25 protein-coding genes are annotated in these 26,215 nt (G+C 68.6%); 16 read left to right on the top strand and 9 right to left on the bottom strand.

The genetic code is table 11. From position 1 onward, the window contains the following. Positions 1-142 precede the first annotated feature (142 nt). Positions 143-481: a hypothetical protein gene (locus C265_RS09285; protein WP_246840188.1), complete on the top strand. Its 339-nt coding sequence runs from the start codon at positions 143-145 to the stop codon at positions 479-481. Between the two features lie 207 nt (positions 482-688). Next, positions 689-2,950, top strand: a complete 2,262-nt coding sequence (locus C265_RS09280; protein ID WP_037023982.1) for a VTT domain-containing protein — start codon at positions 689-691, stop codon at positions 2,948-2,950. On the opposite strand, the gene C265_RS09275 is transcribed toward C265_RS09280, so the two are convergent. The 3 genes from C265_RS09275 to C265_RS09265 all read right to left on the bottom strand — a co-directional run bounded on the left by C265_RS09275 (position 2,947) and on the right by C265_RS09265 (position 4,768). Next, positions 2,947-3,429: a DUF1579 domain-containing protein gene (locus tag C265_RS09275; RefSeq protein ID WP_010809650.1), complete on the bottom strand. Its 483-nt coding sequence runs from the start codon at positions 3,427-3,429 to the stop codon at positions 2,947-2,949. The genes C265_RS09280 and C265_RS09275 overlap by 4 nt on opposite strands. Before the next feature lie 122 nt (positions 3,430-3,551). Then, positions 3,552-3,917, bottom strand: coding sequence for a DUF2880 domain-containing protein (locus C265_RS09270; RefSeq protein ID WP_010809649.1), 366 nt, complete (start codon positions 3,915-3,917; stop codon positions 3,552-3,554). 113 nt (positions 3,918-4,030) lie between these two features. Beyond that, positions 4,031-4,768 (bottom strand): GntR family transcriptional regulator, encoded by a 738-nt coding sequence (locus tag C265_RS09265; protein ID WP_010809648.1) that lies wholly within the window; start codon positions 4,766-4,768, stop codon positions 4,031-4,033. A gap of 140 nt (positions 4,769-4,908) precedes the next feature. Here C265_RS09265 and C265_RS09260 point away from each other — a divergent pair, with 140 nt between their 5' ends. Genes C265_RS09260 through C265_RS09240 form a run of 5 tightly spaced genes read left to right on the top strand, consistent with a single transcriptional unit; the run spans position 4,909 to position 11,775 of the window. Further along, the gene (locus C265_RS09260) at positions 4,909-7,059 is read left to right on the top strand and encodes an acetate--CoA ligase family protein (RefSeq protein ID WP_010809647.1); all 2,151 of its coding nucleotides are present in this window, start codon (positions 4,909-4,911) and stop codon (positions 7,057-7,059) included. A 25-nt stretch (positions 7,060-7,084) separates the two neighbouring features. Further along, entirely contained in the window at positions 7,085-8,398 is a 1,314-nt protein-coding gene (locus tag C265_RS09255) for a DUF1254 domain-containing protein (protein WP_010809646.1), read from the top strand. Positions 8,399-8,409: 11 nt separating this feature from the next. Next, positions 8,410-9,726: a DUF1254 domain-containing protein gene (locus tag C265_RS09250; protein ID WP_010809645.1), complete on the top strand. Its 1,317-nt coding sequence runs from the start codon at positions 8,410-8,412 to the stop codon at positions 9,724-9,726. Then, entirely contained in the window at positions 9,723-10,703 is a 981-nt protein-coding gene (locus C265_RS09245) for a tripartite tricarboxylate transporter substrate binding protein (protein WP_010809644.1), read from the top strand. The genes C265_RS09250 and C265_RS09245 overlap by 4 nt, the downstream gene beginning before the upstream one ends. A gap of 58 nt (positions 10,704-10,761) precedes the next feature. Continuing rightward, a complete protein-coding gene (locus tag C265_RS09240; protein WP_010809643.1) occupies positions 10,762-11,775 on the top strand; it encodes a tripartite tricarboxylate transporter substrate binding protein in 1,014 nt (337 codons plus the stop codon). A 16-nt stretch (positions 11,776-11,791) separates the two neighbouring features. Here C265_RS09240 and C265_RS09235 read toward each other — a convergent pair whose 3' ends face one another. The 3 genes from C265_RS09235 to C265_RS09225 all read right to left on the bottom strand — a co-directional run bounded on the left by C265_RS09235 (position 11,792) and on the right by C265_RS09225 (position 14,686). After that, the gene (locus tag C265_RS09235; RefSeq protein ID WP_010809642.1) at positions 11,792-12,982 is read right to left on the bottom strand and encodes a Xaa-Pro peptidase family protein; all 1,191 of its coding nucleotides are present in this window, start codon (positions 12,980-12,982) and stop codon (positions 11,792-11,794) included. A gap of 11 nt (positions 12,983-12,993) precedes the next feature. Beyond that, positions 12,994-13,962 (bottom strand): tripartite tricarboxylate transporter substrate binding protein, encoded by a 969-nt coding sequence (locus C265_RS09230; protein WP_037023981.1) that lies wholly within the window; start codon positions 13,960-13,962, stop codon positions 12,994-12,996. 118 nt (positions 13,963-14,080) lie between these two features. Then, positions 14,081-14,686 (bottom strand): TetR/AcrR family transcriptional regulator, encoded by a 606-nt coding sequence (locus C265_RS09225; protein WP_011616890.1) that lies wholly within the window; start codon positions 14,684-14,686, stop codon positions 14,081-14,083. 117 nt (positions 14,687-14,803) lie between these two features. Here C265_RS09225 and C265_RS09220 point away from each other — a divergent pair, with 117 nt between their 5' ends. Beyond that, positions 14,804-15,295, top strand: a complete 492-nt coding sequence (locus tag C265_RS09220) for a flavodoxin family protein (RefSeq protein ID WP_010809639.1) — start codon at positions 14,804-14,806, stop codon at positions 15,293-15,295. Between the two features lie 48 nt (positions 15,296-15,343). Here C265_RS09220 and C265_RS09215 read toward each other — a convergent pair whose 3' ends face one another. After that, positions 15,344-15,553 (bottom strand): hypothetical protein, encoded by a 210-nt coding sequence (locus C265_RS09215; RefSeq protein WP_010809638.1) that lies wholly within the window; start codon positions 15,551-15,553, stop codon positions 15,344-15,346. A gap of 356 nt (positions 15,554-15,909) precedes the next feature. On the opposite strand from C265_RS09215, the gene flhC reads away from it, so the two are divergent. The 3 genes from flhC to C265_RS09200 all read left to right on the top strand — a co-directional run bounded on the left by flhC (position 15,910) and on the right by C265_RS09200 (position 18,423). Further along, positions 15,910-16,521: a flagellar transcriptional regulator FlhC gene (gene flhC, locus C265_RS09210; RefSeq protein WP_010809637.1), complete on the top strand. Its 612-nt coding sequence runs from the start codon at positions 15,910-15,912 to the stop codon at positions 16,519-16,521. A 130-nt stretch (positions 16,522-16,651) separates the two neighbouring features. After that, positions 16,652-17,029 (top strand): hypothetical protein, encoded by a 378-nt coding sequence (locus tag C265_RS09205; protein ID WP_010809636.1) that lies wholly within the window; start codon positions 16,652-16,654, stop codon positions 17,027-17,029. A gap of 515 nt (positions 17,030-17,544) precedes the next feature. Beyond that, positions 17,545-18,423 carry a lipid A biosynthesis lauroyl acyltransferase gene (locus tag C265_RS09200; RefSeq protein ID WP_010809635.1) on the top strand — a complete coding sequence of 293 codons (879 nt, stop codon included), beginning with the start codon at positions 17,545-17,547 and terminating at the stop codon, positions 18,421-18,423. A 7-nt stretch (positions 18,424-18,430) separates the two neighbouring features. Here the strand turns inward: C265_RS09200 and C265_RS09195 are convergent, their stop codons facing one another. Next, positions 18,431-19,267, bottom strand: coding sequence for an IclR family transcriptional regulator (locus C265_RS09195; RefSeq protein WP_010809634.1), 837 nt, complete (start codon positions 19,265-19,267; stop codon positions 18,431-18,433). A 109-nt stretch (positions 19,268-19,376) separates the two neighbouring features. On the opposite strand from C265_RS09195, the gene C265_RS09190 reads away from it, so the two are divergent. From C265_RS09190 to C265_RS09175, 4 genes are all read left to right on the top strand, one after another. After that, complete coding sequence (locus tag C265_RS09190; RefSeq protein WP_010809633.1) at positions 19,377-20,147, top strand: enoyl-CoA hydratase/isomerase family protein; 771 nt, start codon at positions 19,377-19,379, stop codon at positions 20,145-20,147. A 13-nt stretch (positions 20,148-20,160) separates the two neighbouring features. Continuing rightward, positions 20,161-21,351, top strand: coding sequence for a CaiB/BaiF CoA-transferase family protein (locus tag C265_RS09185; protein ID WP_010809632.1), 1,191 nt, complete (start codon positions 20,161-20,163; stop codon positions 21,349-21,351). Positions 21,352-21,372: 21 nt separating this feature from the next. After that, the gene (locus tag C265_RS09180) at positions 21,373-22,539 is read left to right on the top strand and encodes an acyl-CoA dehydrogenase family protein (protein WP_010809631.1); all 1,167 of its coding nucleotides are present in this window, start codon (positions 21,373-21,375) and stop codon (positions 22,537-22,539) included. Positions 22,540-22,601: 62 nt separating this feature from the next. Further along, positions 22,602-23,606 carry a tripartite tricarboxylate transporter substrate binding protein gene (locus tag C265_RS09175; RefSeq protein ID WP_010809630.1) on the top strand — a complete coding sequence of 335 codons (1,005 nt, stop codon included), beginning with the start codon at positions 22,602-22,604 and terminating at the stop codon, positions 23,604-23,606. A gap of 21 nt (positions 23,607-23,627) precedes the next feature. On the opposite strand, the gene C265_RS09170 is transcribed toward C265_RS09175, so the two are convergent. Beyond that, a complete protein-coding gene (locus C265_RS09170) occupies positions 23,628-24,521 on the bottom strand; it encodes a LysR family transcriptional regulator (RefSeq protein WP_010809629.1) in 894 nt (297 codons plus the stop codon). A 133-nt stretch (positions 24,522-24,654) separates the two neighbouring features. On the opposite strand from C265_RS09170, the gene C265_RS09165 reads away from it, so the two are divergent. Continuing rightward, positions 24,655-26,208, top strand: a complete 1,554-nt coding sequence (locus tag C265_RS09165) for an AMP-binding protein (protein ID WP_010809628.1) — start codon at positions 24,655-24,657, stop codon at positions 26,206-26,208. The last annotated feature ends 7 nt before the right edge of the window (positions 26,209-26,215 follow it).

Below are 26,215 nucleotides of genomic sequence, written 5' to 3'. Positions count from 1 at the left end.
GATTCCTCTCTCTGCGCTAGGAAATGTGAACAAGTGTCATATCCGGTTGGCAAGGATATGACCCCTGCGAAAGAATGGGTACCGTACGCGGCAGGCTCGATTGGCGAGCCCACCGCTGTACCCTTTTTCCTGACGCAGCGAAATGAATCGAACCACCCGGGAATGCGTGATGGCGTTGATTTCCAGCCTGCGTGCCAAGGGGCCCATGCCCCGGCACCAGCTTGCCGCCGCCAGCCGCCTGAACGCCGCGGAACTGACGCGCGCGCTGAAGTCCGCCCGCCAGATGGGCGTAGTGGCCTACGCCGGCGAGCCTGAATGGCCGGCAGAGGCCGATACCCCGCTAGTGCTGACCGGCCGGCCTTTGCCGCCGCCGCGCCGCGTGGCGCCGGCACCGCGCGAAAGCAAACCGCATTTCGAGCCGCTACTGGATGTCTGGGGCATTGCGCGCCCCACGGCGCTGCGGCGCGGCCATCCGTCGTAGCGTCTTCGCCGCATGCCGAGGTCTTCCGACCCGCCCGCGCCGGCATGCCGTTCTTACAAAGGGCAGGTAAAGCGCACACGCGCCTGAGCCGCCCACGGCTCGCCCTTATCCCCTGGGGCATTGCCTGCACGCCTGGACCACCCCGCTTGGCGCACCGGTACGGAACTTGCGCGACGTTTCTGGCTGAACCTCCCCGAAGCGTGCGACATGAGGCAACACAACCCGCCCGGCTCCACCGCGTCTCCCGCCACTGGCCCTCCGCATGATCACCAGGCCCCGGCCGCCTTTACGCCGGAGCCGGGGCGCAACTGCTGGCGCGTCGAGCCCTGCCAGCGCTTTGCCATGCTGGTCGACGCCGACGCCTACTTCCGCGCGTTGCGCGAAGCGCTGCCGCGCGCCGAGCACACCATCTTCATCCTGGGATGGGATATCGACAGCCGCATGGAACTGGTGCCGCAGGGCGCACAGGACGGCCTGCCGGTGGGCCTGCGCGACTTCCTGTGCGCGCTGGCGGACCAGCGCCCTGAGCTGCGCATCTATATCCTGAGCTGGGACTACGCCATGGTGATGGCGATGGAGCGCGAGTGGCTGCCGTCGGCCAGCGCGCACTGGCAGGCGCACCGGCACCTGGCGTTCCGGCTTGATGGCAACCATCCCCCGGGCGCCTCGCACCACCAGAAGGTAGTAGTGATCGACAACAAGCTCGCCTTTGTCGGCGGGCTGGACCTGACGCTGCGCCGCTGGGACGACAACCGCCATGCCCCCGGCGCGCCGTTGCGCATGGCCGAAGGCAAGCCCTACCCGCCCTTCCATGACGTGCAGTGCGCGCTCGACGGCCCCGCCGCCGCGGCGCTGGGCACCCTGTGCGCGGCGCGCTGGCTGCGCGCCAGCGGCAGCGAGCCGCGCCCGGTTGCGGCCACCTCGTCAGACCCGTGGCCGCCAGGCCTGGCGCCGGAGCTGACCGATGTGCGCGTCGCCATCGCCCGCACCATGCCCATGTGCGAGGACGAGCCCGGTGTCAGCGAGATCCGCATGCTGCTGCACGATGCCATCGCCTCGGCCCGGCACAGCATCTACATGGAGAACCAGTACTTCAGCTCGCGCGAGATCGCCAACGCGCTGGAGGCACGGCTGGGGCACGAGGACGGCCCCGATATCGTGCTGGTGTCGAGACGCAACGAGAGCGGCTGGCTGGAAGCGCACAGCATGGGCGTGCTGCGCGCTCGCCTGTACCGCCGCCTGCGCGCGGCCGACACGCACGAACGCTTCTGCCTGTACTGCCCGTCGATTCCCGGCCTGATGCCCGAATGTGTCAATGTGCATAGCAAGGTCACGGTGATCGACGACGACCTCATCACCATCGGCTCGTCCAACCTCAGCAACCGCTCGCTGGGGCTGGATACCGAGTGCAATGTGGTGGTGATGTCGGGCGGCGACCCGCGCGTGCAGGCGGCCATTGCCGCCATGCGCGCACGGCTGCTGGGCGAGCACCTGGATGTGGCACCTGAAACCTTCCAGGCCGAGGTCGCCGCCACCCGCAGCGTGCTTGCGGCCATCCGCAACCTGCAGCGCGCGGACGGGCGCTCGCTGGAAGCCTACGAGCCGCCGTTGCCGGACGATGTCGATGCCGCTTCGCCGGCGGCCAACCTGCTGGACCCGATCGAGCCGATCGACAGCGACCAGGTGCTGGCCGAGTTCGTCAGCCATGAGGCACGCCCGCGCGTGCTCGGGCGCGTCGGGATGATGGTGGTGCTGGCGCTGATGCTGGCGGGGCTGGCATTTGCATGGCGCCATACGCCGCTGCGCGAATGGGCGGACTTCCGCGCGCTGCTCGGCGTGGTCGAGCAGCTGGACGAGATGCCGCTGGCACCGCTGGCGATGATGGGCGTCTACCTGGCCGGCGCGGTGACAATGCTGCCGGTGACGCTGCTGATCCTGCTGACCGTGGTCATATTCGGCCCGCTCTACGGCGCCGCGCTGGCGCTGTGCGGCACCGTGCTGAGCACCGGCGCAGGCTACCTGGCCGGCCGCTTGCTGGGGCGCAATACTGTGCGCCGCTTTGGCGGCAGACGGCTGAACCGGGTCAGCCAGCAGTTGGGCAAGCACGGACTGGTGGCGATGGTGGTGCTGCGGCTGGTGCCGATTGCACCGTTCGCGCTGGTCAACCTGGTGATCGGCGCATCGCGCATCGGCCTGCGCGACTGCCTGGTCGGCACCGCGCTGGGCATGCTGCCCGGCATCGTGGTCGCTGCCTGCCTGGTGAACCGGGTCGCCGCCGCGGCGCGCGATCCGGGCCTGTTCACGTTCGCCTTGCTGGCGCTGGTGCTGCTGGTGCCGGCGTCGCTGCTGCTGGTGCTCCGCCGCCGGCGCCGGCGCCATGCCGGGGGCAGCGCCGCGCACCCGCACGACGATCCGCCCGGCCCGCGCGGCCGGCTGGCACGGCTCGCGGCCCAGCGCCGCCAGGCTTAACGCTGGCGGCGATAGCTGGCGTTCATGAACTGGGTCCACTCGCCGTTCTCGCCCAGCATGTAGGACGTCAGCGTGCGGTGGTCGTCGTCGGTGAAGGTGATCACGTCGCGGTACTGCGCCATGCGGCCATTGCCGGAGCAATCCGGCCCCTCGGCACGCAGCGTCAGTTGCTGGCCGCCGGCATCGAGGTCGCCTTCATAGATCCACAGGTGCGTCATCATCGAGCCGATGAAGGTCCCGACGAAATGCTTGCGGGCGGGATCGTAGCCCAGCGTCATGACCGTGGTGGACGGGCCGCAGCCGGGCATGTCGCCCTGCGTCACGCACTGGACCCAGACGTCGCCGACGCTGCTCACGCGCTCGGGAATCTCCCACTTCTGCACCGGCTGGTCCGGCCCCATCGATGCCTCGCCTTCGGCGATCCAGTTGCCCACCAGCCGTTGCAGCCAGCGGTGCTCCTTCTGCGCTTCGGTCTTCATTCGCGGTCTCCTTGGATTGCACCCACAGATGTTTGTGGATGCCGTACACATAGCCTAGCAAATGAAATGGACAGCGTCCACTTTTACCTGGGATTTGCTGTGCCGCGCTGGCCTGCCGGGACCTAGTGCTGCGGCAGCCTGACCTTGGGCACCACGAACTGGTTACCCGGGGCGCGCAGCACGTCGCACTGGACCTTGGCCTTGCGCACGGCGCCGTCCTGCGCCAGGTATTCGACGTCGGCCACCACGCTGTAGGCGTCTTCGGCCACCTTGCGGGCCTTGCCGCTGACCCACTTGAAGCTGGCGGGATTGGGCAGCGCTGCCTTGACCGCCTTCATGCAGGCGACCGGGGCCTCCGGGGCCTCGTCCTTGCCGCGCGGCTTTGGCGCTTCATCCTGCCCCGCGGCCAGCGCCGCCGACGCGCACGTGACCGACAACGCCATCACCAGCGCGGTGGACAGGGAACGCGGGAAAAGCGGCGAAAGCATCTTGGACTCCTGGGCTGGGGCAGAACTGGGCGCCACATTCTAACGCCAGCGCCGATGCCGTTCAGGCCACGGCACCGGCACAAAAGTTCCCCCGGCGCCACTGCCAGGCGACGCTAGCGCCGCACGCAGGCTTTGTAGGTGAACTTGTCGCCACGAAACATGAATTCGGAGAAGGCCAGCGGCTTCTCGTCGATGTCGTGCGGCGTGAACCGGATGCGCAGCAGCGGCTCGCCCGGCGCCACCTTGAGCCGGCGCGCGGTTTCGGCATTGGCAGGGATTGCTGCGCTCTCCGTGTGCAGGTACTTGAGGCGATAACCCAGGCGGGCCTCCACGATCATCAGGGCATCGTGGTTTTCCAGGTCGTGCTCCAGAATCGCGCGCATCAGCGGTTCGGGCGCCATCGTCATGCCGACCGCCACCGGCACGCCGGCCACTGACTTGAGCATGGTCACGCACAGCAGCCTGGTTCCCGGCGGCAGGCGCAGCGCATCGGTGGCGATGGCCGGCGCCGCGATCAGCCGCGTCGACAGCAGCTTGCCGTGCGCTTCGTGCCCGCGCGCGCGCATGTAGTCGAAAAAGCCAGTCAACGGCCCCAGGTCCGCCTGCCCCGCCGGACGGCTGACAAAGCTGCCCTTGCCGTGCACCGTCTCGATCAGCCCTTCGGCAAGCAGCGATGCCAGCGACTGGCGCACGGTGATGCGGCTGACGCCGAATTCAGCCATCAGCTCAGACTCAGACGGCAGCTTGATGCCCGGAGTCCATTCGTTGTTGACGATGCGCTGGCGCAGCGCGCCTTCGATCTGCTTGAAGCGAGGCAGGGAGCTTGTTGTCACGAGATTGGCGGTGTTCACGGCATGTCCGATGCGGGCTTCTACTTATCATAACAACATTGACTCATCATAACATGTCATGACAACATGCTCGGACACACCAATGACAAGATTCGCGGCGCCGTCTTGGAAGTCATGGCGCACGCATACGGAGACAAGCGATGCCAGACCTCTGCGCCCTGTTGCAGCCGCGCACCATCGCCGTGATCGGCGCCTCCACCCAGCCCGACAAGGTGGGCGGCATGCCGGTGCGGCTGCTGAGCGAACTGGGCTACGCCGGCCGCATCATTCCCGTGCATGCCACGGCGCGCGAAGTACAGGGGCTGGCTGCGGTGCCCTCGCTGGATGCGCTGGACACACCGGCCGACCTCGCCATCGTGGCGCTGCCGGTCAGTGCCAGCCTGGACACCATGCGCCAGCTGGCGCGCAACGGCACGCGCGCCGCGGTGTTCTTCACTTCGGGCTTTGCTGAAACCGGCGGCGACGGCATCGCCATGCAGGCGGAACTGGCGGCACTCGCGCAAGCGCACGGCATCACGCTGCTGGGGCCCAACTGCCTGGGTGCGATGAACCTGCGCGAGCGCGTCTTTGCCACTTTCTCGCCGATGCCGCTGAGCGGGCTGCCGCCGCTGGGCGAAGTCGGGCTGGTCAGCCAGAGCGGCGCCTTCGGCGCCTATGCCTTTGGGCTGGCGCGCGAGGCATCGCTGGGGCTGAGTCACTGGGTCACCACCGGCAACGAAGCCGGCCTGCACGTGGCCGACGTGATCGAATGGCTGGCGCACGACGACGCCACCCGCGTGATCCTGGCCTACCTGGAAGGCTGCCGCGACGGCACCCGCCTGCGCCGCGCGCTGGCGGCGGCGCGTGCCGCGGGCAAGCCAGTGGTGGTGACCAAGGTCGGCACCACCGAGGCCGGGGCCCGCTCCGCGCAATCGCACACGGCCAGCCTGGCCGGCGAGGACGCCGTCTACCAGGCGGTCTTCGACGAGTACGGCGTATTCCGCGCCCATACGCTGGATGACTTCTTCCGGCTGGGCTACGTGCTCTCGCGCGGGCGTCGGCCGACGCGCTGGCAGCCCTCGGCGAAAGAGCCGGAAAGCGCCGTCACGCCGGTCGCATTGGTCACGGTTTCGGGCGGCGTCGGCATCATGATGGCCGACCAGGCCGAGGCGCTGGACCTGCCCCTGCCGCCCATGCCGGAAGCCGCGGCCACTGCGCTGCGCAGCGCCATCCCCTTTGCTAGCACCGCCAATCCCATCGATGTCACCGGGCAGATCGTGGCGCAGCCGGAAGTGCTGCTGGACGCGATTGCCGCCGCGGCGCAAAGCCCCGACTACGGCAGTGTCGTCGCCTTCCTGGCGGGCGGCGTTGGTGCGCCGCGCATCTGGCCTGGCCTGCAGGATGCTGTCGAGACCCTGAACAGCAGCGGCACCGCGGCGCCGCTGCTGTTCAGCGGGCTGGTCGATGACGAAAAGCGCCGCTGGCTCGAAGCGCGCGGCGCGCTGGTCTTCCGCGAACCCGCCCAAGCGGTGCAGGCCGTGGCCGTGCTGGCCCGCGCCGCCGCGCAGGCAGCGGCAGCACATGCGAAGCCCGCCGTAGCTGCCGCGGCCCTGGCTGCGCCGGACCTTCCGCGCGACACTACGTCGCTGTCCGAGTTCGAAGCCATGCAGTGGCTCAACGCCTGCGGCATCCCCACCGCACCCCACGGACTGGCGCGCGATGCCGACGAGGCCGTGCGCATCGCCGAAGGCATCGGCTACCCGGTTGCCGTCAAGCTGTGTTCGCCCGACATCCTGCACAAGAGCGACGTAGGCGGCGTGGTGCTGAACGTGGCCGATGCGCAGGCGGTGCGTGCGGCGTTTGCGCAGGTGCAGGCCGCCGCTACCAACCACGGCAGCCCGGCGCGCTTCGAGGGCGCGCTGGTCGCCGGCATGGTGCGCGGCTGGGGCGAGCTGATGGTGGGCGTGCGGCGTGACCCGGTCTTCGGGCTGGTAGCGCTGGCCGGCATCGGCGGCACGGCAGTTGAGATCTTCCGGCAGACCGCGTTCGGCCTGGCCCCGCTGACCCATGCCCGCGCCTGCACCATGCTGCGCGCAAGCCGAGCCGAAGCGCTGCTGTGCGGCCATCGCGGCCATCCCGCGGTCGACGCCGATGCCGTGGCCGAAGTGCTGGTGCGCGTGTCGCAGGCCGCCGCCGCACTCGGGCCGCGGCTGGACACGCTGGAGATCAATCCGCTGATCGTCACCGCCCAGGGCGTGGTCGCGGCCGATGCCGTGGTCACGCTGCATGCCGGGGACGGCATCAACGAGTAAAGCAAAACCCGACGGAGACAACGCCATGAACCAACCCGCTGCGCCCTTCCTTGCCGGCGCACCCATCGACACGCCCCAGGAAGCCCTCACCGCCGCGGCGGCGTTGCCGCTGGTGCTCGCCACCTATCCGCTGTTTGAAAGCCTGCGCACCTGCCGGCTGCAGACCTCCGTAGCCCAGGCCACCGGCTACGGCCGTGCCCCCGTCAACGTGCTGTCGGCCAGCACCCACCAGTGGACACACAAGGACCGCGACATCGTCACCCCGGCCAATGACCTGCTCTACTTCTGCGCCTGGGTCAACCTGGCCGACGGCCCGGTCACGCTGCACGTGCCGGCGCTGCCGGACGCCAGCCGCTATTACGTGGTGGAGCTGCTGGACGCCTGGACCAACAACTTCGAGAACCTGGGCCCGCGCAACGTTCCCGCGGCCGGCGCCGACATCGTGCTGGCCGGCCCCGGGCAGCAGGCCGAAGGCGACCACGTGGTGCGCTGCCCCACCGCACTGGTCTGGCTGCTGGGCCGCGTGCTGGTGACGGGTGCCGACGATCTGCCGGCGGCGAGCGCCTTCGAGAACGGCTTCTACCTGTCCGGCGGCGCCAGGATGCAGCCCGCCTGCGTGCGCGACTGGCAGGAGGGCGGCGAGCCCGCGCTGGACTTCTTCGCCAACATCTTCAACGCCCTGCGCGAGTATCCCGCCGAGCCTTCCGCCGCCGGCCTGCTGTCGCTACTGCGCAAATGCGGCATCCGCGCCGGCGACGCCGTCGATGTGGGCGCGCTGCGGCCTGCGGTGCAACAGGGCCTGGTCCGCGCCTGGCACGAAGGCATGGCCCTGATCGAAGCCAACACCCGCAGCCATGCGCGCAAGAGCTGGACCTACAGCCTGCTGCTGGGCCGCTATGGCGACGACTGGATGCAGCGCGCGGTCACCGCGATGAAGGGCCTGGGCGCACTGCGCGCCGACGAGGCCGTCTATGCCGCTGCCGACTACGACGCCGACGGCGAACTGCTGCACGGCCGCCACGCCTACGCCCTGCACTTCCCCGCGGGACACCTGCCGCCGGCGCAGGCGTTCTGGTCGGTCTCGCTCTACGGCGCCGACCGCTTCTTCACCGACAACGCCATCGGGCGCTATGCGCTGGGCGACCGCAGTCCCGGTCTGCAATACGATGTCGACGGTGGCCTCACGCTGACCATCTCGCACCAGCGCCCCACGCAGGCGCAGGACAACTGGCTGCCGGCACCGGACGGCCCGTTCTACCTGATCCTGCGGCTCTACCACCCGACCGATGGCTTCATGGCCGGCGGCTACGTGATCCCGCCCTTGCGGCGCATTGCCTGATGGAGCGCGCCATGGAACACCACGACAACCTGCTCGGCACGCTGGCGTGCGACGCGGTGCGCTACACGCTGCCGCTGTACGAGATGGCGCGCATGCGCGCCGCCACCTGCCCGCGGCGCGATGGCGCCGGGGTCTTTGCCGGCGACGGGCCCGACACAACGCTGCGCTGGATCAACACGGTCACGCACGTGCGCACGCTGCTCGGCCCGCAGCACCGGCAGGTCGTCACGCCGAACAACGACACGCTCTACACCAACGCGTGGCTCGACCTGTCCGGCGGCCCGCTGCTGCTCGACGTGCCCGACTGCCACGGCCGCTACTACGTGCTAGGCCTGCTCGACGCCTATACCAACCCGTTCGGCTATATCGGCACCCGCACCACCGGCACGCAAGGCGGCACCTGGCTGCTGCATGGGCCAGCCTGGCGGGGCGAGGTGCCGGCCGGCGCAACGCCGCTGCCCTGCCCCACCAACGCGGTCTGGATCATCGGCCGCATCCTGGCCGATGGCGAAGCCGATTTGCCGGGTGCACATGCCCTGCAGGGCGGCATCCGCCTGCGCCGGCCAGACGGCACCAGCGCAGCAACCGTGTTCGATGCTGGCATGCAAGCCGGCGAGCGGCCGGCCGATCCCGACCGCTACGCCGCCGTCGTCACCCGCATGCTGCGCGAGAACCCGCCACCCGCGGCCGAAGCGGAACTGGTCCGCAGCTTTGCCCCGGCCGGCATCGGCAGCAACGCGCCGCTGACCGGGGCACAGCGCGCGGCGCTGGCCACCGCGCTGACGCAGGTCGACGCGGAACTGGCCGCGCCCAGGGTCTCCGCGCTGGGCGGCGGCTGGTTCCTGCCGGTGGAAATCCGCACCTCGTTCGGCACCCACTACGCTCTGCGCGCCGAAGTGGCGCGCAACTACATCGGTGCGCTGGGCGTTGAGGAAGCCATGTACCTGATGGCCGATTGCGATGGCGACGGCTTGCCGCTGGACGGCAGGCGCCAGTATGAACTGGTGTTTCCCCGGCAAGGACTACCCCAAGTGGGCGCATTCTGGTCGCTGACCATGTACCGTAAATCGGACTGCATGCTGGTCGAGAACCCCCTGCAGCGCTACTCGCTGGGCGACCGCTCGCCGGCCCTGCGCCCGGCGCCCGATGGCAGCCTGTGCATCGTGCTGGGCGCGCAGCCACCTACGGAGAACGCCCTCGCCGGCAACTGGCTGCCGGCCCCCGCTGAGCCGTTCTATGTAGCGTTGCGCCTCTACGTGCCCGGCGCCACGCACCTGGAACGCAGCTTCCGCTATCCACCCATCCGCCGCATGAAGGAAGCATCATGAATCGGACCTCAATCTTCGCCCGGGCCGTGCTGACGGCCGGCCTGGCGATGCTGTGCCTGGCCAGCCCGGCGCAGGCGCAAACGTATCCGTCGCGGCCGGTCAAGCTGGTGTCGCCATATGGCGCCGGCGGCTCCAATGACATCTCTGCCCGCATCCTTGCCGAGGCACTTGGCCACAAGCTGGGCCAACAGGTGGTGGTGGAGAACAAGCCTGGCGCCGGCACGCGCCTGGCCACCGAGCAGGTGGCCCGTGCCGCGCCGGACGGCTACACGCTGCTGTGGGCTGCCGCGCCCTTCGCCATCAATACCGCGGCAGGCATCGCCCAGCGCTACGACGTCCACAAGGACTTCGTGCCGGTGGGACCGCGCGTGCTGGGCCCGGTCTTCCTGATCGTCAATGCCAGCTCGCCGGCTCGCACCGTGCCCGACTTCGTGCGCATGGCCCGGGACAAGCCGGATGGCGTGACGCTGGCCTCCCCGGGCGCAGGCTCCGGCCCGCACCTGACCGCCGAGCTATTCGGGCAGGTCGGCAAGTTCCAGCTGCTGAATGTCCATTACCGCGGCGACGCCACCGCCTATACCGAACTGCTGGCCGGCCGCGCGGACGCCACCCTGACCGCCATCACCTCGGCGCTGCCCTTTATCAAGGCCGGCAAGCTGCGCGTGCTGGCAGTGGCCTCGGAACAGCGTTCGCCGGTCTATCCGGATGCGCCCACCTTTGCCGAGCAGGGTTACCCGGGCATGGTCGGCTACGGCTGGTTCGGCCTGGTCGCGCCGGCCGGCACGCCGCCCGCCGTCTCCGAGCGCCTGAACCGCGAGGCATCGGCCGTGCTGGCCGATGCCGAGATCCGCAAGAAGCTGCTGGGGCTGGGGCTCGAGCCGCAGCCAGAGCCGGGCAGCGCGTTTTCCGCCTTCATCGACCAGGAGATCGGCAAATGGGGCAAGCTGATCAAGGCGCGCGGCATCAAGCTGGAGTGAGACTTCCCCTTCGACGTAGGGCAACACGGACCATCCATCCCAAGGAGACAACGCCATCATGACGACCGCTGCCCACCTGCTGCGCGGCCCGCTGCTGCAAGCCGCCCTGCCCCTGCTCACCGTGCTGGCCCTGGCCGCCGCGCCCGCCCCGGCCGGCGCACAGGGCGCCTACCCGGCCAAGCCCATCCACCTGATCGTCGCCTACCCGCCGGGCGGGCTGACCGACACGCTGGCGCGCACCATCGGCGATGGCCTGTCGCGCCAGCTCGGCAAGACGGTGGTGGTGGAGAACAAGGGCGGTGCCGGCGGCATCATCGGCACCGACTACGTCGCCAAGTCGGCGCCTGACGGCTATACGCTGCTGATGACCATTCCCGGCCCGATCACGTCCAACCTGGCGCTGTACAAGAAGCTGCCCTACGATCCGCGCACTGAGCTGCGCCCGATCTCCGACATCGCCACCGCGCGCACCGTGCTGGCGGTCAACAGCAGCGTGCCGGCCAAGACCGTTGCCGAACTGCTGGCCTATGCCAAGGCATCGCCGGGCAAGCTGCGCATGGGGTCGTGGGGCGCGGGCACGCAGCCGCATACGATCCAGACCTACATCGCCAGGCAGTACCAGGCTGACATGCTGCATGTGCCCTACCGCGGCGAAGGACCCATGGTGACCGACCTGCTCGCCGGCCAGGTCAACGTGACGGTGGGCTCCGTGACCGCGCTCAAGCAACACTTCGCCACCGGCAAGCTGCGGCCCCTCGCTGTCACCGGCACGCGCCGCGCACAGGGCCTGCCAGACGTGCCGACCTTCGCCGAGGCCGGCTACGCCGACGAACCGTTCCGGCTGACCGGCCCGATCACGCTGATGGCGCCCGCGAAGACGCCGCAGGACATCATCGACCGCCTGGGCCGCGAGACCGCCAGCCTGGTCGCCAGCGCCGACATGCAGCGGCGCATCGTGGACATGGGCGCGGAACCGCTCGGCAATACCCCGGCACAGGCAGAGGCGGCGTACAAGGCGTACCTGCCGGTGGTGCTCAAGCTGACGGCGGATACGGGGGTGACACTCGACTGAGCTACGCGGCGGGCGCCTAGTCCACGGTTGCGTATTCCAGCGTCTTCGGCGTCTTGATGATGACCTCCGGCTGGTCGCCAACCACCACGGTATCGTCCAGCCGGAAGCCGCCAAGGCCGTAGACATAGAGGCCCGGCTCCGCCGAATACACCTCTCCCGCAAGCAGCGGGCGGGTATTGAAGGCCATGTCCTCCGGGTATTCATGCAGCATCAGACCGACCGCGTGGCCGGTGCGATGAAAGACATAGTCCCCGCAGCCGGCCTGCTCGATCACAGCCTGCGCGGCCGCATCCATGTCGCAGACGCGCTTGCCGACCACCGCCGCGGCAACGGCAGCGTCGGTGGCCTTTGCCGCAACCTGGTAGAACCGCGCCTGCTCGTCGCCGGGCCGGCCGCAAAACCAGGTGCGCTCATTCTCGACATACAGCCCGTTCAGGCGCGGCAGCACCAGGTTGACGATGGTGTCGCCGGCGGAAATCCGTGCGCCGCATCCGGCGCCATCGCCATGCGGCGATGCCGAAGCTGGCCCGGTCAGCGTCCAGCATTTGAGGATGTCGAAGTCCTCGCCCGGAAAGCGCCGCGCCGCCTCCTCCGACATCAGCGCCGCCATGGCGTGGTCAAGCTCCTGCACCAGCCGGCCTGGCCGGAAGTTCTCGCGGTAGCGATCCTGCACCCAGTCCGTCAGCGCACCTAGCTCGCGCATGACCTGCAGCTCCTCCGCATGCTTGACCCAGCGCAGGCTGCGCATCTCCGCCATGGCGGGCCGCAGCGTGAGTTCAGGCAGGCAGCGCTGCGCACCGGCCAGGATCGGATGCTGGACGTCGACCGCAATCCGCGACATGCCGAGCCCCCTGGCCCCCAGCAGCGCGGCAACCACTTCCGGCAGCTGCGCAGGCAGCGGCAGGCGATTCGAGACACGGGGATGCTCGGCGTAGTAGGTGACATCGGCAAGCCAGACCGAGCCCTTCCCGGTCGCAAAGCGCATATGGTTGGTCGACAGCTCGTTCATGACCGCGAAGGTGTCGCCATTGCGCGGCACCACCACGAACACCGGGCGCTCCCACGGCCAGACATCGAGCTGGAAATTGGTCGCGTACTGGAAGAAGTCAGGCGTGCCGAACACCAGCGCATCGACGCGCAGCTTGTCCATCAGCCTGTGCATCGCCGCCAGGCGATAGCCTTGTACGGCCTTGGTGAGATGTGCCATGGCAGCGGTCCTCAGAGAGAAATGGCAAGGTTGCGGATGATCGGGCCCCAGGTATCGGCGTCGCGCTTCATATAGCGCTCCACCTCGGACGGCGGCCCCTTGATTGCATCCAGGAACTGGAAGGCAAGCTTCTCCTGGAACTGCGGGTCGTCCAGGATCTGGTTGATGTCGGCATTGACCTTGCGGATAACGCCTGCAGGCGTGCCTGTGCGGGCCACGATCGCGTACCACCCGGGTACCTGCACGTCATAGCCAAGCTCCTTGAAGGTGGGCACCGCGGGCAAGGCCGGCTGCCGCTTGTCGCCGGTGACCGCCAGCGGTATCAGCTTCTTGCCGGCGATGTAAGGCTGCACGCCCGCGAGCACATTCATCATCACCGGGGTCTGCCCGTTCATCAGGCTGGTCGAGCCGCCGCTGCCATTGAACGGCACGTGCTGCAGCCGGACTCCGGTGCGTTGCGCGACCAGTTCCATCGCCAGGTGGGTGGAGTTGCCGATGCCGCCCGACGCGAAGCTGATCTCGCCGGGGCGAGCCTTGGCCATCCGCACGAAATCCTGGAACGTATCAGCCTTGAGCGACGGCGCCGCGACAAAGACAAAGGGCGAGTTGGCGAGCATCGCCACGCCAGTCAGGTCCCGACCCGGGTTATAGGGCAGCTTCGGATACAGGAAGGGATTGAAGCTCAGGTTGGAAACGCCGGCGAAGAACAGCGTGTAGCCATCGGCGGGCTGCCCGATCACATAGCTGATCGCCAGCGTCCCGTTGGCCCCGGGCTTGTTCTCCACCACCACCGGCTGGTTCCAGGCACGGCTGAGCTTTTCCGCGAGCGCGCGCGCCAGCACATCATTGCCGGTGCCGCCGGCCTGCGGCACCACCAGCCGTACGGGCTTCGAAGGGAAGGTTTGCGCCTGCCCGGTCCCTGGCAGCGCCATCGCCACCGCAGTCCCGGCCACCCAGGCCAGTAGTTGTCGCCGATCCATATTGCACCCTGTTGGTTTGCCACGATTCGCCTCGTTCGCAAGGCGTGGGATGCAATGTACCACATGGTACACGAATGGGAAAAATCGGGGTTTACGCGGATTTCCGGGGAAAAAACCGTTACTTGCCGGTTTGGGGAAGCGCCGCCATCCTGGCGGCGAAGTACTTCAGCGCGGCCGTCGTGCCCTTGCGGTCACCCGTGGTGACCAGGTCCAGCAGCAGCCCGCGCATGGTGGCAAGTTCCACGCGCGCGCGCAGCCCGGCCTCGGCAGCGCCGAGGCCGAGGTCGCGCTGCAGGCGCGTCGCCAACGTGGTTGTCCAGCTGCCGACCACGTCTTCCAGAAAGCCGCTGAAGCGCTCGCGGTCGCGGATGGCCTTGCCGTAGATCTCGAACATCAGCTGCATGATCGGCAGGTAGCCTGGGGCGGAATAGCGCTCCCACGCCGCTTCCATCGCGGCTTCGGGAGCCATGCCTTCCACCATCACGCGCTCGCGGGCGGCCTGCTCCGCATGGCGGATGCGATGCAACAGTGCCTGCCAGAAGCCATCCCCGGAGCCGAAGTAGTAGATCAGCATGCGGTGGCTCGTGCCGAGCGCATCCGCCACGCTGCGCAAGGACAGATCGCCCAGGCCATTGGCGAGAACATGATCGGTGGCGGCATCCAGCAACTGGATGGCCTGCTCGCTGGCGGAGCGGTCAAGAGCGGGGGCTTTGGCTTTCGGCATGACGGGGTGGCACGTGCGCCGGGCGCGCAGGATGGCTGCCCCGGATTCTACGATAACTGTCGTCGCCGGCCTGCGTGATACAGTCTTCAGCGTACGGCACACCGCCCCCACGCAAGCATGAAAACGCTGCTGATCGTCTATCACACCATGACCGGAGGCACCCGGCAGATGGCCGAGGCCGCCGCTGGCGCGGCCCGCCAGCAGCCCGGCATCACGGTCGTACTCAAGACCGCTGCCGAGGCAGGCCCGGACGATGTCCTTGGCGCCGACGGCTATCTCTTCGCCACGCCGGAGAACCTGGCCGCCATGGCAGGGATGATGAAGGACTTCTTCGATCGCTGCTATTACGCCGCGCTGGACCGCATCAACGGCCGCCCCTACGCCACCATGATCTGCGCCGGCAGCGATGGCCAGAATGCGCTGCGCCAGATCGAGCGCATCGCCACCGGCTGGCGGCTCAACGCCGTGGCGCCGGGGCTGATCGTCTGTACGCATGCGCAGACACCGGAGCGCATCCTTGCGCCCAAGCAGATCGAAGCCGGGGACCTGGCGCGTTGCGCGGAGTTGGGTGAGGGGTTGGCAGCGGGATTGGGGCTTGGGGTGTTCTGATGGCACGCCAGGTGCCGTACCGCGCTATCGGGCGGGGCGGGCCTGTTCTCAGGCAGCCAGTGGTGTGATGCCGCTCGGGGTGTCATTGCCGCCCCCTTCCTCCTGCACGATCAGCGCGACGCCACGCCGCCTGGCCACAGCCATGCCGATACTGACGGCGATTTCGCGATCCTCGCAGTGCACCAGGCCCTTGCGGGCACTTTCGACCGCCAGTTCCCAGCCTTGCGCCGTCTGCCTGATCAGGAAGTTCGCAGCCATGGGTCGCTCCGTCGTTGGTGTTCTTGCAGCGTAGTCCATTGGCCTGCCAATGAAATCGGCGTCAGTCCGATAGCGTGCGGGCACTTCTCCTACACCAGGGTGGGGACGGTTAAATCCAGGCGCCGTACCTGACACACAATAATCGCGGAAATATGATTGTTGATGCATGTCATGGTTATAACGCCCCGATCGATCCAAAAATCCTCCTCGACTACGAGAAACCTGAGCCCCGGACCCGCGAGGAGCCGTGCCGCGCACGGTGACACGCCGGGTCATGATTATCGGTGACAGGCCCGGGCAAGCCGGATCAGCAACCGGCTTGCCCGCGCCCATTCCCGATATATCGGAGGAGAACAATGGATGCACACGATATCGCCGGCACGGCTGTGGCCGGCTCACCGGCCCCGGTTCCGCGCGCCAGGCCCCCGCGTCCCGGCAAGAGCATGCTGCAGGATGTTGAGCAGATCCGCCTGGCAATCGAGATGATCGGCCTGGGCGCCCGCCTGCAGGTGCTGGAGTCCGAAGTGTCTCTGCCACGCGTGCGCCTGATCCGGCTGTACAAGGAGCTGTGCGGGGTGTCGCCGCCCAAGGGCATGCTGCCGTTCTCCACGGACTGGTTTGTCTCCTGGCGCCCGAATGCCCATGCCTCGATGCTGCTTGGCGCCTACCGCTTCATGACCAGCCGCGGCAGCCTGGACGGGATCCGCGCGGTCTTGTCCAGCTACCGCATGTACCGCGAACAGCTGTGCGCCACCGGCGAGGCCTCGCAGCTCAGCTTTACCCGCGCCTGGACGCTGGTGCGCTTCTATGAGCGCGGCATGCTGCGGCTGGCGCGCTGCAGGGACTGCCGGGGCGAGTATGTCGTGCAGGCCGACGATGCGCGCCACCGCTACGTCTGCGGACTGTGCCTGCCGCCTGCGCGCGCAGGCAAGGGCCGCAAACCCGCGCCGGCGGCGTTGGCCGGCTGACGCCGCGCAAGGCGTCCCAGTGTCTGCCGCCGCACTGTCCGGTGCACGGCAGGCTTCCATGATGAGTGCTACTGCCATCCAGGCCGCCGGCGTTTCAGGCCGGCCCCGCTTGTACCAGGGAGCCTCGCCCATGTTCAGGATCACCATGCTTGGAAAAAAGACCGGCGCGGCCGCGCCCGACAACAATGACCACAACACCGCCGAATCTCCCGCTCCGGGTGCGCCTGGCGAGCCGGGCAAGACGATGCCGGAACAGCTGGCGCAAAACCTCAAGACACAAGGCGATGCCATGATCCAGTATGGCGCGCGCCTGCTGGTGATGCGCGAGCTGCTGTGCTCGCTGACCACAGGCCTGCCGCCGGCGGCGCGCGCCAGCGCCGAGCAGCGCTTCCGCCAGCGCATCAACCAGTTGATGTCGCTGACCGACGACCATGTCCTGCCGGCGGAATTCCACCGCGCCCTGCTGGCCGAGGTCAATTACTACCTGGGCGAATTGAAAAAACCCTGAGCAATTCCTGCCCGATAATCCCGCCGGTCATTATTGCAGGCGTGACGACGCCGCCTGCGCGTATTATTCAGCGCCATTTTCCCTTCCCCGGATCGCACCCCGGCACAGTCGGAAATGCCCTGCCCCGGCCCGAGCATTTCCGCTGAATCCCAGGCGCTGCAATAATCTCCCCCTGTTTGCTACTGGTAGTAACCGTCATCGCCGGGCAGCTGCCATCGTGCTACAGTGCGCCCTTCAGAGAAAGCCTGCGCAGCGACGCATAGCGCACCCACGCCGCCCTTCGGCCCGCGCGCCGTGCCGGGGGCGCCGCCCTGGCGTCCCGCCTTGCTTTGTCAGCCTCCGACGCGCACACCGTGCCGCGCCAGGCGCCGGGCATATGCCGGGGGCCGGCCCTCGCTCTTCCCGTTCGTTCGGGTGCATCCCGTTCGCCACCAGCCAGTGGCGCCGAATTATTGCCGCGCAGCCGCCTGCCCGGGGCCTTTGCCCGAGCCGCCGCTGCCGCTCCTAGGATCTACATGAAACACCGGCTCCAGGCTGCGCTCACCATCGCAGTCTTCAAGCTCGTCGCCGCCCTGCCGTACGGTGTCACCGCACGCCTGGGCGATGCGATCGGCAAGCTGCTGTATCGCATCCCCAGCCGCCGCCGGCGCATTGTCCATACCAACCTGTCCCTGTGCTTCCCGGACATGGATGCAGACACGCGCGACAAGCTGGCACGGAACCACTTCGGCCACGTCCTGCGCAGCTACCTGGAGCGCGGCGTGCAGTGGTTCGGCAGCGCCGAGCGCCTGGGCAAGCTGGTGGAACTGGACTCGCGCATCGACCTGGCCTCGTGCGCGGAGCATCCGACCATCTTCATGGGCTTCCATTTCGTCGGCATCGAGGCCGGCTGCATGTTCTATTCGATGCGCCACCCGGTGGCCTCGCTGTACACCAGGATGTCCAGCCAGATGCTGGAAGACATCTCGCGCACGCAGCGCGGGCGCTTTGGCGCCGAGATGATCCCGCGCAGCGGCAGCGGCAAGCAGGTGGTGCGCACGCTGCGCGCCGGCTGCCCGGTAATGCTGGCGTCGGACATGGATTTCGGCATCAACGATTCGGTGTTCGTGCCGTTCTTTGGCGTGCCGGCCTGCACGCTGACCTCGGCCTCGCGCCTGGCCAGCATGACCGGCGCGCGCGTGGTGCCCTTCACCACCGAAGTGCTGCCCGACTACCGCGGCTACCGGCTGCGCATATTCGACCCGCTGGAAGGCTTCCCCTCGGGCAGCGTCGAGGAAGATTCGCGCCGCATGAACGCCTTCCTCGAAGCCCAGATCGCCACCATGCCGGAGCAGTATTACTGGATCCACCGGCGCTTCAAGAACCGGCCCGCAGGCATGCCGTCGGTGTACTGAGCCCGGATTATCCGGCGGCGCGGCGCCAGGCCTCCTGGATGTCCGCCACCAGCCGCTCCAGCTGGGCCGCATAGCGGGCATTGTCGCGGCTGCGCTCGCTCTCGTTGAACGGGAAGCTGATATTGAGCCCGTAAAGCTGCTGGTCCGGCCCGGAAAATGCGGCCCCCACGGCCAGCAGGTGCCCGGGCTGGTAGGCCGCGGTGCAATAGCCGTGCCGCTGCGCCTGCGCGATGCCGCGCAGCACCTTGGCCCGCATGTTGATCCAGTCCTCGCCCTGGCGCGCGGCGATGCCGGCCAGCAGGTCCTCCCTCACCCCCTCAGGCTGCGCCGCCAGCCATGACAGCCCGATCGCCGTCATCTCCATCGGCACGCGGGTTCCCGGCACCACGCGCCGCGTGCGCGACACGCTGTCGCGGCTGTGCCGGATCGACGCCAGGTACACCATCTCCAGCTGGTCGCCCACGGCCAGCCCCACGTTGACCTTGCCGGCCTCGGCCACCTTGCGCATCAGCGGCAAGGCAATGTCCGGCGCGCGGCTGGACTGGTGGAAGGCATCGGCCAGGCTCAGCACCACCGGCGCCAGCCGGTAGGCGCGTTCGTTCACGTCATAGCGCAGGAAGCCGGCATCCACCAGCGAGCGCGTCAGCCGGCTGACGGTGGGGCGCGGCAGGCTGGTGCGCACCGCCAGCTCGGCATTGGTCAGGCTGGTGGTGCCAACACGGAAGGCCCGCAGCAGCACCAGCCCGCGCTCCAGCGACTGGCTGCCCGCGGTGTCGCGGGTAAAGCGGCCGGTCTGGTGCGTGACGCGGCGGGTGGAGGGCTCTGGCAGCACGGCGTCCGGCATCGCCAATAATTTCAGTTAGTGAAATTAGAGTATAGCGGTACGGCCGCGCGGCGCGAATACTGTGTCCATCCCGGCCCCCGAGCCGATCCACCACAGAGGAACGCCCCGCATGTCAGCCGACGCCAATATCCAGGTCACCCATGAAGGCCACGTCGCCCGCATCGTCCTGTCCCGCCCACCGCACAATTTTGTCGATGCCGACATCATGCGGCGCCTGGCCGACACCCTGCAGGCGCTGGACGACAACGAGAACTGCCGCGCCATCGTGCTGGCGTCCGGCGTCAGCGCCTTCTGCGCCGGGGCCGACTTCAGCGGCGCCGACCAGGGCGCGATAGCCAACGACCCGGGCGGCTTCTACGCGCATGCGATGAGGCTTTACCGCAACCGCAAGCCGATCGTGGCCGCGGTGGAAGGCGCCGCCATCGGCGCCGGCATGGGGCTGGCGCTGGTGGCGGACTTCCGCGTGACCTGCGCCGAGGCACGCTTCAGCGCCAACTTCAACCGGCTGGGCTTTCACCCCGGTTTCGGCATGAGCCTGACGCTGCCGCGGCTGGTGGGCGAGCAGCAGGCCGCGCTGCTGTTCTATACCGGCCGGCGCATCACCGGCACCGACGCGGTCGAGATCGGCCTGGCCGATGAACTGGTGGAAAAGGCGCAGGTCAATGCCCGCGCCATGGCCCTGGCGCAAGAGATCGCCGCCTCTGCCCCGCTGGCCGTGGAATCCACGCGCGCCATGCTGCGCGAAGGGCTGGCCGACCGCATCGCCGAGATCAACCAGCGCGAACTGGCAATCCAGCACGGACAGTTCCGCAGCGAAGACTTCCGCGAGGGCGTCGCCGCCATGGCCGCGCGCCGCGCCCCTGTTTTCAAGCGCCGTTGAAGGAGTGGCCCCGATGAGCGAACAAGACACCCGCGCCACGCCGGCCGGCCCGCTGGACGGCATCCGCGTGCTCGACCTCACCGCGGTCGTGCTCGGGCCGCTGGCCACGCAGGTGCTGGCCGACTTTGGCGCCGACGTGATCAAGATCGAAGGGCCCGAGGGCGACCTGATGCGCGCCAACGGCGTCTCGCAGCACGCCGGCATGAGCTCGATCTACCTGGCGCTGAACCGCAACAAGCGCTCGGTCGTGCTCGACCTGAAGACCCCCGAGGGCGCCGAGGCGCTGCGCGGGCTGATCGCCAGCGCCGACGTGCTGGTGCACAACATGCGCGTAGCCGCGATCGAGCGGCTGGGCTTCGGCTATGCCGAAGTGGCGCGCATCAATCCGCGCATCGTCTACTGCGTGGCCACCGGCTTCGGCCAGGACGGTCCGCACCGCGACAAGCCGGCCTTCGACGACATCATCCAGGCCGGCTGCGGGCTGGTCGCGCTGGGTTCCACCACCGGCGATCGCCCGGAGTACGTGCCCAGCCTGATCGCCGACAAGACTACCGGGCTCGCCCTGGCCAACGCCGTGCTGGCAGCCCTGCTGTACCGCGAGCGCCACGGCGTCGGCCAGTCGGTGGAGGTGCCGATGCTGGAGACCATGACCGCGTTCGTGATGGCCGAGCACCTGGGCGGCCTGACCTTCGAGCCCGCACCCACAGGCGCCGGCTACGCCCGCCTGCTGCAGGGCGGGCGCCGACCCGCGCCGACCCGCGACGGCTGGATCTGCGCCCTGCCCTACACCGAGCGCCACTGGCAAGCCTTCTTCCGCGCCGTGGGCCGCGACGACCTGGCCGAGCGCTACGAGGTGGCCGACCGCGCGCAGCGCAACGCCAATATCCGCGCGCTGTACGGTCACCTGGCCGAGTTGACGCCGGCGCGCACCACCGATGAATGGATGGCGCTGTTCGAGTCGCTCGACATCCCCGCCACGCCGATCTACGGCCTGGACGCGCTGGTCGACCACCCGCACCTGCGCGCCGTCGGCCTGTTCCAGGAAACGCAGCACCCCACCGAAGGCCCGCTGCGCGAAGTGCGCCCCGCCGCGCGCTTCTCGGCCACGCCGCTGTCGCTGCGCCGCCATGCGCCGGGACTGGGCGAACACACCGCCGAAGTCCTGCAGGAGCTGGGCCTCGCCCAAGGCGTCAGCCAACCATAACGAATCAGCAGGAGACAGGGCATGAACTTTGAACTGGACGACGAAAACCGGATGCTCAAGGACCTGGTCGCGCGCTTTGTGCGCGAGCAGCTGATCCCGCTGGAACCCGCGGTGCTGGCGCGCGAAGCCGCCGGCGGGCAGATGACGCTGCTGCCGGAAGAGCATGCGCGGCTTGACGCGATGTCGCGCGAACTGGGCCTGTGGGGCCTGGATGCGCCCACGGAGATGGGCGGCGCCGACTTGCCCACGGTGGCCATGGTGGGTGTCAACGAAGAACTGGGCAAGACCATCACGCCCTACGAATTGCCGCCGGACTCGCCCAACCTGCGCATGCTGATGCTGAGCGCCAGCGAGGCCCAGCGTGAGCGCTACCTGGCCCCTTACGCGCGCGGCGAGACCGTGTCGGCCATCGCCATTTCCGAACCGGGCGCCGGCGGCGACCCCGCCATGATGACCACGCGCGCCGAACGCGACGGCGAGCACTGGGTGCTCAATGGGCGCAAGATCTGGATCAGCCGCGCGGCGCGCGCCGACTGGACCATCGTCATGGCCGTGACCGACAAGGCCAAGGGCGCGCGCGGCGGCATCTCGGCCTTTATCGTCGAGCGCGGCACGCCGGGCTTCCGGGTGGAGCGCCGCATCCCGATGATCGGCGGCGCATCGACTTACGAGGTGGTGCTGGAAGACTGCCGCATCCCCGCCTCGCAGCTGCTGGGCACCGAGGGCCAGGGCTTTGCGCCGATGCAGGCGCGGCTGTCCACGCGCCGCGTGCAGATGGCCGCGTGGTGCATCGGCCGGGCGCAGCGGGCGCTGGACATGATCTGCGAGTACGCGCCGCAGCGCCAGACCTTCGGCGCGCCGCTGGCGCAGCGCCAGGCGATCCAGTGGTGGGTGGCCGACGCCGCCACGCGCATCCACGCGTGCCGCCTGATGACCTACGAAGCCGCCAGCCGCATCGACGCCGGCGACGAGGCCCTCACGCAGGTATCGATGATCAAGGTATTCGCCACCGAGATGGCGTGGGACGTGATCGACCACGCCATGCAGACCTTCGGCGCGATGGGCATGACCAAGGAACTGCCGCTGCAGCAGATGGCCAACGAGACCCGTCTGATGCGCATCTACGAAGGGCCCAGCGAGGTGCACCGCTGGGTCATCGCACGCGACCTGCTCGGCTTGCGCCGTTAGGCCCCCGCTTATCCCCTTGCACCGGCGGGAACACGCCGGGCATTCCACGCTCAGGAGACACCATGCAACAGGTTTTCCGTTCCCGCCGCCGCTTCCTTGGACTGGCTGCCGCCGCACTGGCGGCCATCGGCACCGCCACGCCGCTGGCGGCGCCCGCCGCCGAGTCCGCCGACGCCTTCCCGTCCCGCCCGATCCGCTTTGTCGTGCCCTTCCCTTCCGGCAGCGGCACCGACACCACCGCGCGCATGTTCGCCAAGAAGATCGGCGAGCTGACCGGCCAGGGCGTGGTGGTGGAGAACAAGCCCGGCGGCAACGGCTTCATTGGCGTGCAGACCGCGCTGAACGCGCCGCCAGACGGCTACACCGTCTTTATCGGCAGCAATTCCACGCTGTCGACCAACGCCGCCACCTTCCGCAAGCTGCCGTATGACCCGCTGACCGACTTTGCGCCGATCACGCTGCTGTCGCGCGGGCCATGCGTGATCATCGTGCCGGCAAGCTCGCCCTACCGCACGCTGACGGAACTGCTGGAAGATGCCCGCAAGCGCCCCGGCGCGCTCAATTACGGCTCGGGCTCGATCTCCTACACGCTCTACTCCGAGTGGCTCAACGAACTGGCCCGCATCAAGACCACCGCCGTGCCGTACAAGGGCGCTGGCGATGCCATCAACGGCGTGATGGCGGCCAATGTCGACTTCGCCGTGGTGGATGCCACCGGCGCCATCGAACTGGTCCGCGGCGGCAAGGTCCGCGCGCTGGCCTACACCGCACCGCAGCGCTCGCCGCTGCTGCCGGACGTGCCCTCCATCGCCGAAGCCGGCCTGCCGGACTTCCTGGCCTACAACTGGGTAGCCGCGGCGGTCTCGGCAAAGACGCCGCCGGCAGTGGTGAAACGGCTGCAGGACCTGTTTGCGCAGGCCGGCAGGGCCCCGGATGTGCGCGAGTACTACACGCGCCAGTCGACCAAGCTGATCCTGTCATCGCCTGCCGAAATGCTGCAGTACCAGAAGGACGAGATCCAGCGCTGGAAGCGGCTGGCGGAGGTGGCCAAGATCCCGCTGCAATAACCGCGTGGCCCTGCCGCTGCCTCAGCGGCTGTGCTCGCTCAGCAGCACCGTCAGGCGCTGCGCCAGCGGCGACAGGTAGGCGCCCTCGCGCGAGATCACGCCGATGTTCCGGCGCAGGTCCAGCTCCTCCACGCCCAGCGGCAGCACGCGCAGGCCGTGCTGCATGGCATCGCCGCCTTCATTGGCGATGCTCAGCATCTGCGTGCCCTGCATCAGCGCAAACAGCGAACTGCTGCCAAAGTCGATCTCGATGCGCGGCTGCGGCTCCGGCAGGCCGCGCTGGCGGAACGCCGCGTCCACCTGCTGGCGCAGCGTGATATGCCCTTCGGGCAGCAGCCATTCCTGGTTCGCCAGGTCCGCCAGCCGCAGCTTGCGCCGCTGCAGCAAGGCATGGCCCTCGTCCGCCACCACCACCAGCCGGTCGTCAAAGAGCGGCTGCACCGTCAGGCCGGTCGATGAGGCTGCCAACGGCGCCGGTGCCACCGCCACATCCAGTTCCCCCGCCGCCAGCAGGTCCAGCAGGTCGCGCGCCAGCCTGCGGCGCAGCCGCAGCCGTGCCACGGGACGCTCGCGCACCAGTTGCCGGCAAGCGCCCAGGATCACGTTGCCCGGGATCGACGGCGAATAGCCCACGCGCAGGATGCCCTGCTCGCCGGTGCGGATGCCCAGCATCTCCTTGATGCCGTCCTCGTATTCCAGCTGGATGCGCCGCGCCCGCTCCAGGAAGCGCGTGCCGGCGTAGGTGGCGGTCATGCCGTTGGCGGTGCGCTCGAACAGCGGCAGCCCGGCCTGGGTCTCCACCCGCTGCACCGCCTTGGTCAGCGCCGGCTGGCTGATTCCCAGCGCGTCGGCGGCACGGCCGATGCCGCCGTGCGCCGCCACGGCGAGGATGTATTCGATATCCCGCGTCTCCATTGCCTCACATTCCCGATGGTTATGGCTTTATAGCCAATGCTTCATTGTGGTGATGCCAGCCATCTTACAGACTACGGCGCACGAGCACACGTAAAAGCGCTCACCGGAATCAACAGGCATCAACGGAGACAGCATGGGTTTCGCGTATTTCCTGCGCCGCGCCGCGCGCTACTGGGGCGACCAGCCCGCCATCCTCTACCAGGACCGGGTGGTGACCTATCGCCAGCTGGACCAACGCTCAACGCGCCTGGCCAATGCGCTGCTGGCACTGGGCCTGCAGCCCGGCGACCGCGTCGCGGTGCAGTCGCGCAACCGGCCCGAGCTGGTCGAACTGGAATGCGCGCTGTACAAGGCGGGTCTGGTCAAGGCGGCGCTCAACCCGCGCTTCACCGCGGCCGAGGCCAGCGACGTGGTCGGGAACTGCACCCCGCGCGTGCTGATCGCCGGCCCCGGCTACACCGGCTATGCGCGCACCACGGCCGGCTTCGGCAGCATCGAGACCTTTATTGCCATCGGCGATGCGCCGGCGGGCTATGTCGAGTATGAAGCGCTGCTGGCCAATGCCGGCACCACGCCGCCTGACATCACCCCCGCCCCCGACGACCTGGCCGTGCTGCACTTCTCGTCCGGCTCCACCGGCAAGATCAAGGCTGCCATGCAGAGCTACGGCAACCGCATGGCGGCGCTGCGCAAGATGGTGTCCGGCATGGACCGCCCGGCCCGCCCCGGCGACCGGCTGGCGCTGATCGGGCCGGTCACGCACGCCTCCGGCATGCTGATGCAGCCCTACCTGTACCAGGGCGCCACGCTGGTGCTGTTCGAGAAATTCGAGCCCGCGCACTTCCTGGCCGAGGTGGCGCGGCTACGCATCACCCACGTGTTCATGGTCCCGGCCATGATCAACATGCTGCTGGCCGAGCCCACGCTGGCCCAGGCCGATCTGTCCAGCCTGAAGACCCTGGCCTACGGTGCCGCGCCAATGGCGCCGGCACGCATCCGCGAGGCCTGGGAGCGCATCGGCCCGATCCTGTCGCAGGGCTATGGCGCCAGCGAATCGACCTCGGGCGTCACACGTCTGTCCACCACCGACCATGCCGACGCCATTGCCAACCACCCTGAGCGCCTGGCCTCCTGCGGCCGCGCCCTGGGCGAGACCGAAGTGCGCGTGGTCGACGAGCAAGGCAAGGAGGTCGCCGTGGGCGAGATCGGCGAGCTGGTGATCCGCGGCGAAGACGTGTTCCACGGCTACTTCAACGAGCCCGCGCTGACGCGCGAGACCATCATCGATGGCTGGCTGCACACCGGCGACATGGCGCGCGTGGACGAGGCCGGCTACCTGTACCTGGTCGACCGCAAGAAGGACATGATCATCTCCGGCGGCTTCAACGTCTATCCGACCGAAGTGGAAGCCACGCTGTACCAGCACCCCGACGTACTGGAAGCCTGCGTCATCAGCGTGCCGGACGACACCTGGGGCGAAAGCGTCAAGGCCGTGGTCACGCTGCGCCCCGGGCGCGAGGCCACCGCGCAGCAGCTGATCGCGCATTGCCGCGAGCGCATTGCCGACTACAAGTCGCCGCGCTCGGTGGACTTCGTCGCCGAGCTGCCCAAGAACGCCAGCGGCAAGCTGGCCCGCAAGATCGTGCGCGAACGCTACTGGCAAGGCGTCGGGCGCCGTGTGAATTGAAGGAGCC

The sequence above is a fragment of the Cupriavidus sp. GA3-3 genome, assembly GCF_000389805.1.
Lineage (GTDB): Bacteria > Pseudomonadota > Gammaproteobacteria > Burkholderiales > Burkholderiaceae > Cupriavidus > Cupriavidus necator_D.
Note: the sequence above shows the minus strand (reverse complement) of the source record. Positions and strands in the feature narration are given on the sequence as shown.